Raw genomic sequence first — 17,237 nt, 5'->3', positions numbered from 1 at the left:
CAGTCATGGTTAAACAAACTCAGCTACAAGTAGAAGCGATCCGTAACGGCAGCGTCATTGACCACATCCCTGCTCATCTTGGGATTAAAATTCTCAAACTGTTCAAGCTGCATAAAACAGAACAACGCATCACTATGGGGTTGAACCTGCCATCATCAGCGCTCGGCAACAAAGACCTAATCAAGATTGAAAACATCTTTCTGACCAAGGAACAAGCCAATCAATTGGCTCTGTACGCCCCACAAGCGACAGTGAATCAGATTGAAGAGTACAAAGTGGTCAACAAGCTCACACTTGTGCTGCCAGAACAAATCAACAGTGTGTTCGCCTGCCCAAATAGCAACTGTATTTCACACGGTGAACCTGTCGAAAGTAGCTTTAAAGTGCAGCTAAAACACGAAAACGTACAGTTAAAATGTCACTACTGTGAAAAAGTATTCTCTCGCGAGATCATGAGTGAAATTCGCTAACCCTTAGCGCTATTACCTCCGCAGTAAAAACCCTTTATAGTTTATGGATATTTATTCCCAACGCGGAATAAATATCCATTTAACCAAAGAATAAAACTCCACAATAAAAGCAATTAACCAGAATTTTGTTTGGTGATCGCCTTCAAAAAGATAACTATCCTTTAGTGGTAGACTCAATGCATAGATGATCATACATCTCGCATACCCTCCCTCTTATTTCGGGGTTCATCGGTAAGCCCTAATTAACAATCGTACTCTACGGCTTTGGGAGTGCGTTCTGCGCTATGGACAAGCGATATCAACACGTTGACCTTAAGGAGTTGTTCATGAACCAAATCACTGAGCACGGTTGCTTGTATTCAGCTGAAGATAAAACACTGACTGCCGCGTGCAAACGCTTACTACAACAACAAAGCTTCTCGACCCAGAACCAACTGCGCGAGAAACTGGTCGATATTGGCTATACAGGTATCAGCCAATCGACCGTCTCTCGTATTTTGTCACAGCTTGGCGTTGTCAAAATTCAGAATGCCTGTGGTAAAAAGGTTTACTGCATCACGGTTGAAAGCGCGCCTGTACGTGTCGATGCCTCAATCTCATCACAAATCGAATTAATTACTCACAACCAAGCGATGGTGATCGTAAAAACAAACCCTGGTTGCGCACAGTTGGTCGCAAGATTAGTCGATATCGACCCACATACTGAGATTATCGGTACAGTTGGCGGCAATGACACCGTGCTAATTATCCCGAAAGACACGATGAACATTGATGCTTGTGAACAAGTAGTAAGAGCACGCTTAGGTGTTGCCTAAATGTCTTACTGGCAAGGGCTGTTCACTGCAGTTGCGCAGCTAACCCTCTCTCGACTGCCTAAGAAAGTGGCTCACCCGCCCTAGCGGATATTTCCTGGTCGATGAAACTAATCACAAACTATTACGGTCTGATTGAGTTAAGATACCTTCAACTCCATTTTGATGACTAAATAGTATGCGACGACTTGCCACATTACTTTTTGTTTGTGTTTCCCTGTTCACCCAGCCTGCGTGGGCGCTTTTTGGAAACGACAACGCCGAGCCAAGCTTCGGAGGCAATAACAACGGTTTTGTCCCTGTAGACCAAGCTTTCCCTTTCAATTACTACCAGCAAGACGGCAAGCTCCTTCTCGACTGGCAAGTAAAAGAGGGCTACTACCTCTATCAACATAGCCTCTCGTTCACTGGCCAAAATCTCGCTATCGGCAATGTTGAAATGGAAGATGGCCAACCACACCAAGATGAATTCTTCGGTGAGGTGAGCATTTATACCCAGCCGTTATTCGTGCAAGTTCCTCTACAGAGTTACCAAGATGGCTCGCAGCTGATCGTTAAGTATCAAGGCTGTGCAGATGCTGGTTTCTGCTACCCACCAGAGATCCAAGTAATCGACATTGAACCGTTTATTGCGACGAATTCTGGTGATGTGAAAAGCAGTGATGTGCAAAACAGTGGTGCCTCACAAGGTTCTTCTGATGCAACTGGTGAAGCGGACAATTCAGTACAACCCTCTTCTCCTACCGCTGACGCAGCAAGCAATACCACTCAACAAACCAATGCTCCCGTTTCAAAAGAAGCAGGCTTAGCCGATAAGCTCGGTGACAGTTGGTGGACTCCATTATTATTCTTAGCACTCGGTGTTGGTTTAGCCTTTACGCCGTGTGTTCTGCCTATGTACCCTATCCTAACAGGTATTGTGCTAGGTGGCGGCAAGCTCAGCCAAGGCCGTGCGCTGATGCTGTCGTTCATTTATGTACAAGGCATGGCGCTGACCTATACCTTATTAGGTTTAGTGGTTGCTTCAGCAGGCATGCAGTTCCAAGCTGCCATGCAACACCCTTATGTATTAATCGCGCTGAGTGTTCTGTTCGTGACGTTGGCGATGTCGATGTTCGGCGTTTATAACCTACAACTACCAAGCAGCATCCAAACTTGGCTTAACAACCAAAGTAACAAGCAGCAAGGTGGCAATACCTTGGGCGTGTTCGCAATGGGCGCTATCTCGGGCTTGGTGTGTTCACCTTGTACCACTGCGCCACTGTCAGGTGCACTGCTGTATGTGGCTCAAAGTGGCGACCTATTAACCGGAGCGATCGCTCTTTATGCGTTAGCGATGGGCATGGGTATCCCGCTGATCTTAGTTGCGGTGTTTGGTAATAAGCTTCTGCCGAAAGCAGGCAGCTGGATGGACAAGGTGAAGATCGTATTCGGCTTTATCTTACTGGCAGCGCCGATCTTCCTACTAGAGCGTATTATCCCTGAATTGTGGGCAACCGTGCTTTGGTCTGGATTAGGCTTCATCGCCTTTGGTTGGCTTTACCACAGCAAGAATGCACTGCCATTCGGTGGTTGGAAACAGAGCGCAGTGGGTATCATCGCAATGCTCGGCCTATTCGCTTCAGCGCAACCTGCATTAAATTACTGGTTCGCAGAAAAGAGCGTTGTGGTTGAGCAACAAATCCAATTTGCACGCGTCAACACGGTTGAAGAGTTAGAAATCCAACTCATCGAAGCCAAGAAACTCGGCAAGCCAGTGATGCTCGATTTCTACGCCGATTGGTGTGTGGCATGTAAAGAGTTTGAGAAGTACACCTTCCACCAAGCTGATGTTGAGAACAAGCTTTCTGATTTCGTCCTGCTTCAGGCTGATGTAACGAGAAACATGCCTCAAGACATTGAACTGCTTAAACAATTGCAGGTACTCGGGTTGCCAACCATAGAGTTCTGGGATGGCGAGGGTAACCATGTTCCAAATGCTCGTGTGACGGGTTTTATGCCGGCAGATGTATTCTTAAAACACATGCAAGACCACCAGCTATAACGGCAATATTCACCGGAATATCCGCCTAAACGAAAGCCGCACCGCCCCTCCGTAACGAGATGGCAGTGCGGCTTTTTTGCTATTCAGAGTAACGCTTTCTTATTCCGGGGATAAAAGTCGATATGGTTCAGACTTTTCATGCATAGATATTGTCCACATACTCAATCAGGATGATAATAAATATTAACTAAATTGTTAAAAGTATGAACGTCATGGACTCGACCTATACCATCATCATTGCTGATGACCACCCTCTCTTTCGCAACGCCCTGTTTCAGTCAGTTCATATGGCGATCAGCGGTGCGAACCTGCTTGAGGCTGATTCTCTCGATGCCTTACTGACTCTACTAAAAAAAGAAGATGAACCAGATCTGTTGCTTCTCGACCTTAAAATGCCGGGAGCAAACGGGATGTCGGGCTTAATTCAACTGCGTGCTGAATATCCAGATTTACCAATTGTGGTGATCTCAGCCAGCGAGGATGCCAGCGTTGTCACTCAAGTGAAGAGCCACGGTGCCTTTGGCTTCATTCCTAAGTCGAGTGATATGCGTGAATTGGTCAGTGCACTGAATCAAGTGCTGAATGGCGACCCGTTCTTCCCTGAAGGGCTTATCACCAACAATGCAGCCTGTAGCGACCTTGCGGAAAAGCTTTCCACATTGACGCCTCAGCAATACAAGGTGTTAGGGATGCTTTCAGACGGCCTGCTGAACAAGCAAATCGCGTATGAATTGAATGTTTCGGAAGCGACCATCAAGGCACATATGACAGCCATCTTCCGTAAACTGGATGTGAAAAACCGAACTCAAGCGGTTATCTTGCTACAAGAAGTCCACAACTAAGCTTCGCTTATATCCTCTTCTAAAGTCGTCTTTGGTAAACATAAACCCAACCTGACGACTTTATGATCATCTATCTCTGCAACCACCCAAGTAATGTCATGCCACACAAAACTATCGCCTAATACAGGATGGGCACCAAGCTCTCGCTCAGCCAATTGTTTTAGCGTCATTTCTCGCTCTTCTTCCGAGCCCAGTTCAATGCCATAACAATCACTGACCGCTGCAACCGATAGTTCGACATCCAAGAAGAAATCACCAAAGAATCGAGCGGCCTCTTCAGCTAGAGGAGCCTCACTGAATAGCGCACTTAAACTATCTAGGTCTTTATCTTGGCCAAGCACACAGAGAATATCGTTCGCCTCTAACACGGTGCTACCCGATGGGTGAAGCAAAGCATCTTTTCTAAACAGTGCCGTAATTCGCGTCCCTTCAGGCATAGACAAACGCTTAAGCGGTTCACCAACACACCACTTTTCCTCTTTCAGCTTGTAGACAAACATCTCCCACTCACTGGTCGGATAAATCTCCATGCCAGTACGAGAAATTGGGGTTGGTGTCGGTGGTAAGGTCACCTGAGCCAACCTCGCAACTTTCATCAAGCTACCGCCCTGAACAATCAGCGAAACCATAACCACGAAGAAGGCGATGTTGAAGTAAAGTTGGGCATTAGGCAGGCCAGCCATCATCGGGAACACCGCCAAAATGATCGGCACAGCGCCGCGTAAACCTACCCAAGAAACAAACCAACGTTCTTTGGTGGTAAAGCTTCTGAACGGCAGTAAACCCAACCAAACAGACAACGGGCGAGCAAACAAGATCATACCGAAAGCCAATGCTAACGCAGGAAGTGCAATGTCCATCAATGTCGATGGTGTAACCAATAGCCCCAGCACCAAGAACATCACGATCTGGCTTAGCCACGTCATGCCATCAAGAACATTAAGGATAGAGTGTCGAGAGCGAGTTGGACGATTACCAATGAACAGACCGACTAGGTAAATCGATAAGATGCCACTACCACCAAGCATGTTAGAGAACGCAAACAGAGCCACGCCCCCGCTGAGCACCAAAATCGAGTAAAGGCCATCGGCCAGCTGCACTCGGTTAATTAGACTCCATAGAACCCAACCGCCGCCAATACCAACAAGGGTGCCGATACCAAACTGCATCGCGAAGCTTTTGAGTAGAAAGTTCATTCCCATCTCGGCATCTGGGGTGCCCAGCAGCGCGATTAAAGTGACCGTCAGGAAGACAGCCATTGGGTCATTGGTACCGGATTCGATCTCTAAGGTTGAGCCAACACGTTCATTGAGGCTCTGCCCTTTCAACAAAGAAAATACCGCAGCGGCATCGGTCGAACCCACAATCGCACCGACTAAGATACCCTGCATCAATGACAGATCGAACAGCCAAGCCGCCATTAAACCGGTAAGGGTTGCGGTACATGCGACACCTATCGTCGCCAGCGAGAGCGACGGCCAAAAAGCGACCTTGAAGCTCGCGACCTTGGTTCGCATACCACCATCAAGCAGGATCACAGCCAGCGCAAGGTTACTCACCAAGTAGGTCAGCGAGTAATCATTGAAATTAATGCCACCGGGGCCATCTTCGCCCGCCAACATACCAACGAACAAAAAGATTAAAAGAATCGGAACGCCCAATCGAGAGGACACTTGTGAGAAAAGTACACTGATGGCGATGAGTACGGCACCAGTCAAAAATAAGTGATTAATGGTTATTGCGTCCAATTCGTTCCCCCAAAGAATAAAACTCGAGCTTTAAGCCTGTTGATCTTTTGCCACTAGCTTGTTGATCTTCTGCCGCTAAGCAAGTCACGGCCGGTGAAAGTACCGTAGTTACTATAACAAACTTATGTTTCGCTTCGTGTCATAGGCAGGACTAAATACCGTTTCTCAGTCATTTAGTTGTTAAATTTTATGACTCACACTCTAATTCATCCCTTTTTGTTAGACCTTTGGCTAATTTAACATCATTGTAACATCACGTTTTTCTATGATTATGCCTCCTAGCCCCCATATTTCAGTACATTAGCGCTAATAGCGTCCCGACTAAAGTTGCACAGATCCCTTGACTTATCCTTGCTACATTCTAAATCGTAACATTACGTTAACACGCTATTTTACAAAAACGGTTTCACAAAACGGTTTCTACGAAAACGGAATAAAGGAGAAGGCAATGGCGTTCGAATCTACGGAACATGCTCAAGCCTACTGGAAGGAAAACTTGGGAATAATGGGAACACTACTCGCAGTTTGGTTTGTGGTGTCTTATGGCGCTGGCATCTTATTTGTGGATGTCCTAAATACCATTCAATTTGGCGGATTTAAGCTAGGTTTTTGGTTCGCTCAACAAGGTTCAATTTATACCTTCGTGGCGTTGATATTTATTTACGTTGTTCGCATGAATAAGCTGGACAAAAAATACAACGTACAGGAAGACTAGAGGCTAGAACATGGATATTCAAACTTGGACGTTTATTCTCGTCGGTATTACTTTCGCAGTCTATATCGGCATCGCAATCTGGGCTCGCGCTGGAACAACGAGTGAATTCTACGTTGCTGGCGGCGGCGTACACCCAGTAGCAAACGGCATGGCAACAGCCGCTGACTGGATGTCGGCAGCATCATTCATCTCAATGGCAGGTATCATCTCATTTGTTGGTTACGACGGTGCGGTTTACCTAATGGGTTGGACAGGTGGTTATGTACTACTTGCGCTATGTTTAGCACCTTACCTACGTAAGTTCGGTCAATTTACGGTTCCTGATTTCATCGGTGAGCGTTACTACTCGAAAACAGCACGTATGGTAGCGGTATTCTGTGCAATCTTCGTATCATTTACGTACGTTGCAGGCCAGATGCGTGGTGTTGGCGTTGTATTCTCTCGTTTCCTAGAAGTTGATATTAACCTAGGCATCATCATTGGTATGGGTATTGTGTTCTTCTACGCAGTGCTTGGTGGTATGAAAGGCATCACTTATACGCAGGTAGCTCAATTCTGTGTCCTCATTTTCGCCTTCCTTGTTCCAGCAATCTTTACCTCAATCATGATGACGGGTAACCCACTTCCACAAGTTGGTATGGGCTCGACTCTATCAGGTACAGATGTATACCTACTTGATAAACTGGATGGACTAACAGAAGAACTCGGATTTACCGCCTATACCGAAGGTAACAAGAGCATGGTAGATGTATTCTTCATCTGTGCGGCTCTAATGGTAGGTACTGCCGGTCTTCCACACGTAATCATTCGTTTCTTCACGGTACCAAAAGTACGTGATGCTCGTATCTCAGCAGGTTGGGCACTACTGTTCATCTCATTACTATACACAACAGCACCTGGCGTTGCAGCCTTCGCTCGTGTAAACATGATCGAAACGATTAACGGCCCAGACATGCAAGGTGTCGCAGCAGCAGACGCACCAAGCTGGTACAAAAACTGGGAAAGCACTGGCCTAGTTGGTTGGGAAGATAAGAACGGCGATGGCAAAATGTTCTACTCGGGCGACGAACGCAACGAGATGAAGATTAACCGTGACATCATCGTACTGGCTTCTCCGGAGCTAGCAAAACTACCAAACTGGGTTGTAGCACTACTTGCAGCCGGTGGCCTAGCAGCCGCACTATCAACAGCCGCTGGTCTACTATTGGTAATCTCAACGTCGATTTCACATGACTTGTTGAAGAAAGGCTTCAGACCAAACATGACCGACAAGCAGGAGCTGTTAGCCGCTCGTTTGGCCGCCATGGTCGCGATTGTTGGCGCAGGTTACTTAGGCATTAATCCACCAGGCTTCGTAGCTCAGGTAGTAGCGTTTGCCTTCGGCTTAGCCGCAGCATCCTTCTTCCCTGCCATCATCCTAGGTATCTTCTACAAGAAGATGAATAAGGAAGGCGCAATTGCAGGTATGTTGTCAGGTATTGCCTTCACAGCAAGCTACATCATCTACTTCAAGTTCATTAACCCAGCAGCAAGCACACCTGAAAACTGGTGGTTTGGTATCAGCCCAGAAGGCATCGGTACGCTAGGTATGTGTCTAAACTTCGTAGTATCAATTGCTGTAAACAAAGTAACGGCTGAAGTTCCACAAGATGTACAAGATATGGTTGAGAACATCCGTTACCCGAAAGGTGCTGGTGAAGCTCACGACCACTAAGCACGACCACGAAACAAAGATGTTTAGCCAAAAATAAATCAGTACTTACATTGTAGGGATTAAGTACTGAATCTCAGAAAGCCGATACGTCATGTATCGGCTTTTTCTTTTTCCCTCCATTTTATAAAAAGATAAACAAAGGGTTGTTTTTAAAATCTCATTTGATAATAATTATCATTAACATCAATTAAAGAGATGCAAATAATGATGAAAGAACAGCAGGGTCTCTATTCGAGGTTTTACAAAGCACAAGATCGCTTTGCTTCATTAGAGCAAGTTCAAGGCCATGAACCGTTTGTGATTCGAGACTACGTCGAGTGCGCACTAACGCTTTCGGCTTACTATGAAAAGCATGCCGCCCAAGAAAACATCTTGTTATGCGAGCTGTATCTGCGCCAAGTTTTCTTTCATTTGATAGAAGCGATTGAGTCTCGTGACCGCAGTTTCACCTTTCGTCATATCTGCCTAGACTCTATTCACTCACCACTATTTTATTTGAAGCGCCACTACTGCCAGCAACCTCAAGGCCAAGCGCGTTTTTTGAATCTCAGCCAAACACTACAACAAGTCCAAGCCCCACTTGGCTAACAAGGATAGAACATGACCCTACAATTTCGGATTGAAAAAGACAGCATGGGCGAAGTGAAAGTTCCCGCCGATGCGCTATACCAAGCACAAACTCAACGTGCCGCGAATAACTTCGCGTTTAGTTCACACAAGATGCCAACCAGCTTCATTCAAGCACTGGCGTTAATTAAGCTGGCCGCCGCCGACACTAATGCTCAGCTAGGTTTACTGGAAGGTGATATTGCCAACGCGATAGCCGAAGCCAGCCAAGAGATCATTGAGGGTAAGCACCTCGAGCAATTCCCGATTGATGTCTATCAGACGGGCTCTGGCACCAGCTCTAACATGAATGCTAACGAAGTGATTGCGACACTCGCTTCAAGAAGCCTGCAAGGAGACGTGAACCCGAATGATCACGTAAACATGGGGCAAAGCAGTAACGATGTCGTGCCAACAGCAATTCAAGTCAGTGTCGCTTTGATGGCAGAAAATAAGCTGTTGCCTGCACTTACCTACCTTTCTGCGGCGCTTACCGTAAAACAGCATGAACTTGCTGAGGTAGTCAAAACCGGCCGTACCCATCTAATGGATGCAATGCCGATTACCTTTGCTCAAGAGCTTGGTGGTTGGAAATATCAGATTGAACATGCCAAGCAAGCGATAGAAAGCAGCTTGCCAGCAATCAAGGCGCTTGCTCAAGGTGGTACAGCGGTAGGTACAGGGATCAATGCCGACCCACGCTTTGCCGATAAGTTTGCAAGTAACCTGTCTCAATCGACAAAGATCAGTTTTACTTCGAGTGAAAACTTCTTTTTTAACCTCAGCAGCCAAGACGCGATCGTTGCGTTGTCAGGTCAGCTCAAAACTGCAGCAGTTGCGATCATGAAGATCTCAAACGATCTTCGTTGGATGAATTCAGGGCCGTTGGCTGGCTTAGGGGAAATTGAGTTGCAGGCTCTCCAACCGGGCTCGTCTATCATGCCTGGCAAGGTAAACCCTGTAATTCCAGAAGCTGCTGCCATGGCGGCTGCGCAAGTGATTGGCAATGACACCACCATTACGGTGGCTGGGCAGTCTGGAAATTTCCAATTGAATGTAATGCTGCCGGTGATTGCTCATAACGTATTAGAAAGCATAGAGCTATTAGCCAACAGCTCAGTCGCACTGGCTGATAAAGCGATTGCCACCTTCACGGTACGCCAAGACAATCTCGATTTAGCGCTTTCAAAGAATCCAATTCTGGTGACTGCACTTAACCCTGTGATTGGCTACCTAAAAGCGGCTGATATTGCCAAGAAAGCTTATAAAGAAGGCTTACCGATTCTAGATGTTGCCGAACGAGAAACTGATCTCAGCCGAGAAGAACTTAGCAAGCTGCTTGACCCAACCACACTGACGCAGGGTGGAATCGCAGGTTAGTGAATCAGTGAACAAGAATTAACGCTCCTTACCGAAACAAAAAAGGCCTCATCTGAGGCCTTTTTTACATCCGTTCATTAATTCGGAATTAGAACTGATTATTCCTAATTAACTCACACGATTTAGAACAGCTCTGAGTTTTAACGGTTTCACTGGCTTAGCAATAAAGCTAAAGCTGTTGGCTTTTATTGCAGCCAACATGTCATCGGTTCTATCGGCACTTATGATGACGCCCTCAAAAGAATCTCCAAGACGCAAGCGACACTGCTGCAGGACTTCGAGTCCCGTTCGGCCATTATCGAGACGATAATCAGAGAAAATCACATCTGGCTGCCAATCATCATCGAGACACTTCAAGCTTTCGACTAAGTCGACGGCGGTCTTAACCTCACAGCCCCATCGTCCTATCAAGTTCTCCATACCGACCAAAATTTCTCGCTCATTGTCGACACACAGTATTTTCAGGTGCTCGATGTCGCTTGTCGCCATTGGCGCTGAAGCTTGCACAATAGGAGCCACCTGCTCTGCTCTCGCTAAGGTGATGGAAAAGACGCTGCCTTCTCCCGGCCATGAACGCATCGAGATTTGATGACCAAGCACATGAGCAATCCCTTTCGAGATAGCCAACCCTAATCCTAAACCTTGATCGGCACGTACTTGGCTACCACGCGTAAACTCTTCGAAGATCTCTTGTTGCTTGTCTTCATCAATACCGGTTCCGTTGTCCCACACATCAATTCGTACCTGACCATTCACTCGTCTCGCGCCAAGCACCACTTTTCCTTCTGGGTTATAGCGAAATGCATTCGTTAAAAAGTTCTGAATCACGCGTCTTAATAACTTAGGGTCAGAATGAATAAACAGTGACGATGGGATCATCTGGAATTGGATCTTCTGCTGCGTTGCTAAAGCACTAAATTCGGCATTCAAGTTGGTCAGCACGTCATGCACGGCAATCGCGTGAATGTTGGTTTCTAATTTTCCTGACTCCAATCGAGAGATATCAAGCAGGTCGCCAATCAGGTCTTCAGCCGCACCCAGCGCACTTTCGATATGAGAAGAAAGCTGCTTCTCCTCTTGCTCTTTTGCCACCTCAGACAGTGACGAAGCAAATAGACGCGCGGCATTGAGCGGCTGCATCAAATCATGACTCACGGCAGCCAAGAATCGACTCTTAGATTGAGATTCTTGGTCAGAGATTTGAGTGGCTTTAACTAAGCGTTGGTTGAGCTTTTCGAGCTCTTGAGTTCGCTCATGAACTCTCGACTCCAAGCTTTCATTGGCATCTTTTAGCGCTTGCTCTGCTTGTCTGAAAACCGTGATGTCGGTAAAGCTCATGACAAACCCGCCACTCGGCATTGGGTTACCTTGCACCTCAATCACTCGGCCATCAGGACGAATACGAGATGAGGTGTGTCGCGTGCCTTGCTCAAGGTGATAAACACGACGTCGAACGTGATCTTCTGGGTCACCCGGACCACACAAACCTTGCTCAGCATTGTGACGAATCACATCTGAAATGGGTCGGCCGACTTGAATCAAGCCAGCAGGGAACTCAAACAGTTCTAAGTAACGTTGATTCCACGCCACCAACCTCATTTGTTTGTCTATTACTGCAATGCCTTGGCCAATATGTTCAATTGCGCCTTGCAGTAAACCACGGCTGAAGTCGTACAGTTCAGAGGCTTCATCAACGATGGTCGCAACCTCTTCAAGCTGCATGTTTCTGCCTTGCAAGGCGGAAGTGAGTACTAACTTAGCAGACGAAGCACCGAACACCCCGGCGAGCACGCGCTCTGCGTGTCGAATCAGACTTGCGGGCGCTTGTTGATTGGGAAGCAGCGGCTGACCGTGTTGTTGCCAATAACTGTGTAAAGCACTTTTCGCTCGCTTACGACCTACAAAACGCGAGGCGAGCATCTCTAATTCAGCCACCGTAACGCGGTTCTGATAGAGGCTAATATTCTCATTTTCAGGCAGTGGCGTACCAACAAATGCTGCTGATTGTAAGCGCTCACTTAGGCTTGGGCGTGTTGTCATCGAGACCACTACATAACAGAGGGTATTGAGTAAGATACTCATCACGATACCCCAGTTTGAACTGCTGACATCCCAGCTACTCAGTAACTCTGGAGGCGTAATAATCCACAACAGTAAATTACTGTCGCTATCGCCCGCCAACATACTGGTTTGGCTCATTAGGGTAATCAACCAAATCACTGAGCCAACTAATAGGCCAACATAAACCCCTTTTCGATTACCCAGACGCCAATACAAACCACCGATCAAGGCGGGGGCAAACTGCGCAATCGCCGCAAAGGAAAGAAAGCCGATCGCCGACAGAGAATGAATGGTATCGAGCGCCTGATAAAATGCCCAAGCACCCAGCAGCAGTAATAGGATCAGTCCACGACGAATCACCAATAACAAGCCAGAAAAATGTTTATGCGTTCTTTGCGTCAAACGCATACGACGCAGCAACAGTGGCATCACCAGATCATTCGAGACCATGATCGCCAATGCAATGGTCGAGACAATCACCATGCCACTCGCCGCCGAAGTACCCCCAAGAAAAGCCAGCAAGGCAATATGATTGGCCCCTTCTGCCATCGGCACGCTAATCACATAAGTATCAGCCGGCATACCCGTAAGTAATCCCTGACCAGCCCACGCAATCGGTAGAACAAACAGCCCCATCAGAATGAGATAAAGAGGAAATAACCAACGAGCGGTGTGTAAGTCCTGAGGTCGTTCGTTTTCAACCACCATGGTGTGAAACTGACGTGGCAGACAGACAATCGCCAACATCGTAAGAATGGTGTGAATCACTAAGGTGGGAATATTGGGTGATTCATAAGTGGAGGCCGCAACATCAAGCAAATCGATTTTATCGCTGCTCATTGCGAGGTAAATGATGAACAGACCAACAATCAAGAAGGCCGCCAGCTTTACAATCGACTCAAATGCCACCGCCATCATCATGCCACGGTGATGCTCCGTGTTGTCGATATGACGTGTACCAAACAGCATCGTAAAAATCGCTAATGCACCGACCACAAACCAAGAGACGTGATAATTCTGATATCCAAAATCTTCGGCGAGATCGGGGGCGACAATCTCCAAGCCCATCGTAATACCACGCAGCTGTAGCGCGATATAAGGAAGAATACCGACCACTGCAATCACGGTGACGGCTACAGCCAAGCCCTGAGATTTTCCATAACGAGCCGCGATAAAGTCGGCAATAGAGGTGATGTGTTCACGCTTCGCGATGAGGATCAGCCGAGCTAAGATCCGCCACCCCAACGTGAAAACTAAAATAGGGGCGAGGTAGATGGGTAAGAATGACCAAGGATTGTTACTGGCCTGCCCGACCGTTCCATAGAAGGTCCAAGAGGTACAATACACCGCAATAGAAAGGCTATATATCCATGGACGCCAGCGTGATAGCCAACGAACTTGCCTGTCTCCATACCATGCGATCAGAAATAACACGCCCAAGTAAGCTAAAGAGACTGGAATTACTACCCATCCTTGCATTGAAAACCCTTTTTTCATCCATAAAAAAACCTCTCCATATTGGAGAGGTTTCATTTAACTAGGGAAGTGCGTTTAACTCAATCGCATCGCTTAAATTCTGTGCTTTGGGCTTTAATTCTGAGCATCAGATTGAGCTGAGGCTGTTTGATTGACTTCAACCACTGAACTTCTTTCATCCAGCTTAATGAACAAGGCCAGTCCACCCATCGCAGCCATGCCCCAGAAAATATTCGCTCCCCAAAGCTCATAACCCCAACCACTTAAGGTAGTCATTAACGCGATAAAGGCACCTAATGGAATCGCGTTGTACAGAGCTTGCAGGGCAACCATCTTGTTCTGTTCTTCAGATTGGATGTATTGAATCGCCGCGATGTGTGCCATGGCGAATGTCACCCCGTGCAGCAACTGAGCCACTATCAATACTGGAATCGCAATCGTTGATGCTGTGATACCCCAACGAGCCATTACCCCGATGCCAGCAATCACAAACAGAGTGCGCAATGATAATCCAGCAAACAATCGCTTGCTCAGAGCAAATACAGCCACCTCAGCAACCACAGCCAAGCTCCACAGATAACCGATGATCGCCTCAGAGTGCCCCGCCTCTTTCCAGTAAATCGCACTAAAGCTGTAATACGCGGCGTGGCTTCCTTGAAGCAGTGCCATCAATGCAAGAAACTTCACTACCGACGATTCACGTAATAGTTGACCAAGTTTAGGTCTTTCAGTGACTTGCTCTGATTCTGTCACTGGCATTACGTTCGGGTTTCTCATCGCGAACAACAGAGAAACCAAAACTCCTGCCAGCGCAGTATACAAAATCATATCCGTGCCAAATTCAGCCACCAGATAACCAACCACCGTTGAACCAGCAATAAATGCCACTGAACCCCACAAACGTGTACGTCCGTAATCGAGCATCTTGAGACGGCTGTAATGGTTTGCCATTGCATCAGAAAGCGGAATAATCGGTCCATAGCAGAGGTTGAACATTACCGTTGCTAGCAACATCAATAAAAAGCTACCACCAGTAAAGAAATGGAAAACAACAAATAATAGCGCGACAAAACTGAGGCAACGCAATGCTGGTATTAAATGCTCAACTTTATGGATACGCGGTGTTATCACAAAGTTGGCAACACAACGCGTAGCCAAACCCACACCAATCAATACGCCAATGTCCCCTGCAGAAACGCCTTGGTCTTCAAACCACAGCGCCCAAAATGGCAGATAAACGCCATAGGCAAAAAAGAAACCAAGAAAATACTGGGATATCCAGCCATAAGGGGAAGGATTAAACATAGGCGACCTATAAAAATGTGTGGAACAAGGAAGCGCCAATTATGCCTAGGTCACAAAAGATGAAAAAGGGAATTATTGAAGAGATAGTATTCCTGTATTCAATGAATATCGATATCCCATTTGACTGAGGTATCCGGCGCTCACCCGCACCCACGATCGCATTTAGACTAAAGTCGTCTGGAGCTTCGCTGGTAATTTGTCAGACTGAAAAGAGACTCCTACTTCTTTCGATGCTTATGCCTGATAAATTTAATATGCAGCACCCGCCCTTCGATAGCCTCTCCGACACGGAGCAGTTAACGCTGCGTTCCTCATTGGATGTGGTCTATTACCGAGCACACGAGGTGATATTGGAGGCAGACCGCCCTAGTCGCCATCTGCATATTCTAATTAAAGGAGCCGTGGAGGAGCGCGCGAGCAGCGATGGGGAAATCTACGCACATTATGCCAATGACGATATCTTCGATGTACGCAGTCAGTTTGAACCTCACACCAAACACCAATATATCGCACTTGAAGATACCCTAAGTTATCTACTGCCAACCGATATCTTTCTCGAGCTGTACCACGCCAATGGCCAGTTTGCCGCTTACTTTGATAGCAACCTTTCGACACGAAAAGCGCTAATTGAAGCTGCCCAACAGCAACAAAACCTTGCCGAGTTCATACTGACCAAAGTGGATGAGTCGATCTATCACCCTCCACTGATACTGGAACCCGGCCAACCTATCAACCAAGTCACTAAAACCCTTAAAGAACAAGGGTTAGACTCGGCTCTAGTTCATTTAGAACATGATGATCCAAAAGCTTTTGGATCATCATGTACCTTTCTGTATGGAATCGTCACAAGAACCAATTTATTGCACGCGGTGATGCTCGATAACCATCCGCTCGATACCGCGGTTGGCGAGATAGCAACGTTCCCGGTACTGCACGTTAATCAAGGTGACTTCTTGTTTAACGCCATGATCACCATGACCCGAAATCGCGTAAAAAGGCTGATGGTTTGTGATGGTCCAAATGCTGTCGGTACGGTGGACATGACGCAAATTCTGAGTGCATTCTCTACTCATTCTCACGTTCTTACTTTGCGTATTGCACGAGCCACCAGCATTGAAGAGCTCGCATTAGCCTCCAACAAGCAACGTCAACTAGTTGAAAGCCTACTCAGTAATGGCATTCGCACGCGCTTCATCATGGAGCTAATTTCAGCCGTTAATGAACAGATCATAGAGAAGGCTTTTGAGTTGGTTATCCCACCTGCACTGCATAATCATTGCTGCCTGATCGTATTGGGATCTGAAGGTCGCGGAGAGCAAATCCTTAAAACCGACCAAGATAATGCGCTGATTATTCAGGATGGTTTGGAGTGGCACCAATGCCAAAGTGCCATGAACGACCTAACGCATACATTGCAGCAATTGGGCTACCCACTCTGCCCCGGCAACGTGATGGTCAACAACCCGAAATGGGTTCATTCACAACAAGAGTGGAAACAAACGCTCACCCGTTGGGTAAAAAAAGCCACGCCTGATACCGTGATGGATATTGCCATCATGGCGGATGCGCACGCCGTTGCGGGTAATAGAGAACTTTTAAAACCAGTCAAGCAGCACCTGAGTGATTTGATGCTAGGACAGGAATTGATTCTGACTGAATTCTGCCGCCCTGCTCTTAACTTTTCGGTTCCCCTCACCCTATTTGGTAATGTGAAAAAATCCAAGTCAGGGCTCGATATCAAACAAGGCGGTATTTTCCCAATTGTGCACGGTGTGAGAGCACTTTGCCTTGAGCACGGTGTGACGGTGAACAACACCTTTGAGCGTATTGAACAGCTCGTTAGCAAGAAGGTATTAGAGCAAAGTACCGCGGACAACCTCAATGAAGCGCTCAAACAGTTCTTTAAATGGCGTTTAGCTCAGCGACTTTCACAACAACACAGCAGCAATAAAATCGACGTCAAACTGATGGAACGGGCAGACCGAGACTTACTTCGTCATAGCCTGCATGTGGTCAAAAAATTCAAGCAATGGCTCGGCTACCACTATCAAATCAGAGATTAAG

The 17,237-nt window shown here is 46.9% G+C and carries 12 protein-coding genes; 9 read left to right on the top strand and 3 right to left on the bottom strand.

Translation table 11 applies throughout. The annotated features are described in order from the left end of the window. Positions 1-5 precede the first annotated feature (5 nt). The 4 genes from pyrI (at position 6) to ED652_RS11360 (ending at position 4,168) form a co-directional block, all read left to right on the top strand. Positions 6-470, top strand: coding sequence for an aspartate carbamoyltransferase regulatory subunit (gene pyrI / locus ED652_RS11375; protein WP_004729721.1), 465 nt, complete (start codon positions 6-8; stop codon positions 468-470). 326 nt (positions 471-796) lie between these two features. Beyond that, positions 797-1,285 (top strand): arginine repressor, encoded by a 489-nt coding sequence (locus ED652_RS11370; RefSeq protein ID WP_004729722.1) that lies wholly within the window; start codon positions 797-799, stop codon positions 1,283-1,285. Between the two features lie 175 nt (positions 1,286-1,460). Then, entirely contained in the window at positions 1,461-3,326 is a 1,866-nt protein-coding gene (locus ED652_RS11365; RefSeq protein ID WP_122054805.1) for a protein-disulfide reductase DsbD, read from the top strand. Positions 3,327-3,538: 212 nt separating this feature from the next. Continuing rightward, complete coding sequence (locus tag ED652_RS11360) at positions 3,539-4,168, top strand: response regulator transcription factor (RefSeq protein WP_012604978.1); 630 nt, start codon at positions 3,539-3,541, stop codon at positions 4,166-4,168. On the opposite strand, the gene ED652_RS11355 is transcribed toward ED652_RS11360, so the two are convergent. Continuing rightward, positions 4,165-5,916 (bottom strand): potassium/proton antiporter, encoded by a 1,752-nt coding sequence (locus ED652_RS11355; RefSeq protein ID WP_102250552.1) that lies wholly within the window; start codon positions 5,914-5,916, stop codon positions 4,165-4,167. The genes ED652_RS11360 and ED652_RS11355 overlap by 4 nt on opposite strands. A gap of 448 nt (positions 5,917-6,364) precedes the next feature. On the opposite strand from ED652_RS11355, the gene ED652_RS11350 reads away from it, so the two are divergent. The 4 genes from ED652_RS11350 to ED652_RS11335 all read left to right on the top strand — a co-directional run bounded on the left by ED652_RS11350 (position 6,365) and on the right by ED652_RS11335 (position 10,331). After that, positions 6,365-6,631, top strand: a complete 267-nt coding sequence (locus ED652_RS11350; protein WP_009844701.1) for a DUF4212 domain-containing protein — start codon at positions 6,365-6,367, stop codon at positions 6,629-6,631. A gap of 10 nt (positions 6,632-6,641) precedes the next feature. After that, positions 6,642-8,345 (top strand): sodium:solute symporter family protein, encoded by a 1,704-nt coding sequence (locus tag ED652_RS11345; protein ID WP_017108594.1) that lies wholly within the window; start codon positions 6,642-6,644, stop codon positions 8,343-8,345. A gap of 204 nt (positions 8,346-8,549) precedes the next feature. Further along, on the top strand, positions 8,550-8,933 hold the full coding sequence (locus ED652_RS11340) for a hypothetical protein (protein ID WP_122054803.1): 384 nt from the start codon (positions 8,550-8,552) through the stop codon (positions 8,931-8,933). Between the two features lie 12 nt (positions 8,934-8,945). Then, positions 8,946-10,331: a lyase family protein gene (locus tag ED652_RS11335; RefSeq protein WP_122054802.1), complete on the top strand. Its 1,386-nt coding sequence runs from the start codon at positions 8,946-8,948 to the stop codon at positions 10,329-10,331. 108 nt (positions 10,332-10,439) lie between these two features. Here ED652_RS11335 and ED652_RS11330 read toward each other — a convergent pair whose 3' ends face one another. Together ED652_RS11330 and ED652_RS11325 are read right to left on the bottom strand one after the other, a co-directional pair. Continuing rightward, positions 10,440-13,871 carry a PAS domain-containing hybrid sensor histidine kinase/response regulator gene (locus ED652_RS11330; protein ID WP_102327213.1) on the bottom strand — a complete coding sequence of 1,144 codons (3,432 nt, stop codon included), beginning with the start codon at positions 13,869-13,871 and terminating at the stop codon, positions 10,440-10,442. A 111-nt stretch (positions 13,872-13,982) separates the two neighbouring features. Further along, positions 13,983-15,173: a 3-phenylpropionate MFS transporter gene (locus ED652_RS11325; protein ID WP_122054800.1), complete on the bottom strand. Its 1,191-nt coding sequence runs from the start codon at positions 15,171-15,173 to the stop codon at positions 13,983-13,985. Between the two features lie 230 nt (positions 15,174-15,403). Between ED652_RS11325 and ED652_RS11320 the strand changes: the two genes are divergently transcribed. Beyond that, positions 15,404-17,236: a DUF294 nucleotidyltransferase-like domain-containing protein gene (locus tag ED652_RS11320; protein ID WP_122054799.1), complete on the top strand. Its 1,833-nt coding sequence runs from the start codon at positions 15,404-15,406 to the stop codon at positions 17,234-17,236. Position 17,237 lies beyond the last annotated feature (1 nt).

This window comes from Vibrio sp. Evd11 (assembly GCF_900382755.1).
GTDB classification, from domain to species: Bacteria; Pseudomonadota; Gammaproteobacteria; order Enterobacterales; family Vibrionaceae; genus Vibrio; species Vibrio lentus.
This window is presented reverse-complemented; position numbering and strand designations above follow the sequence as displayed.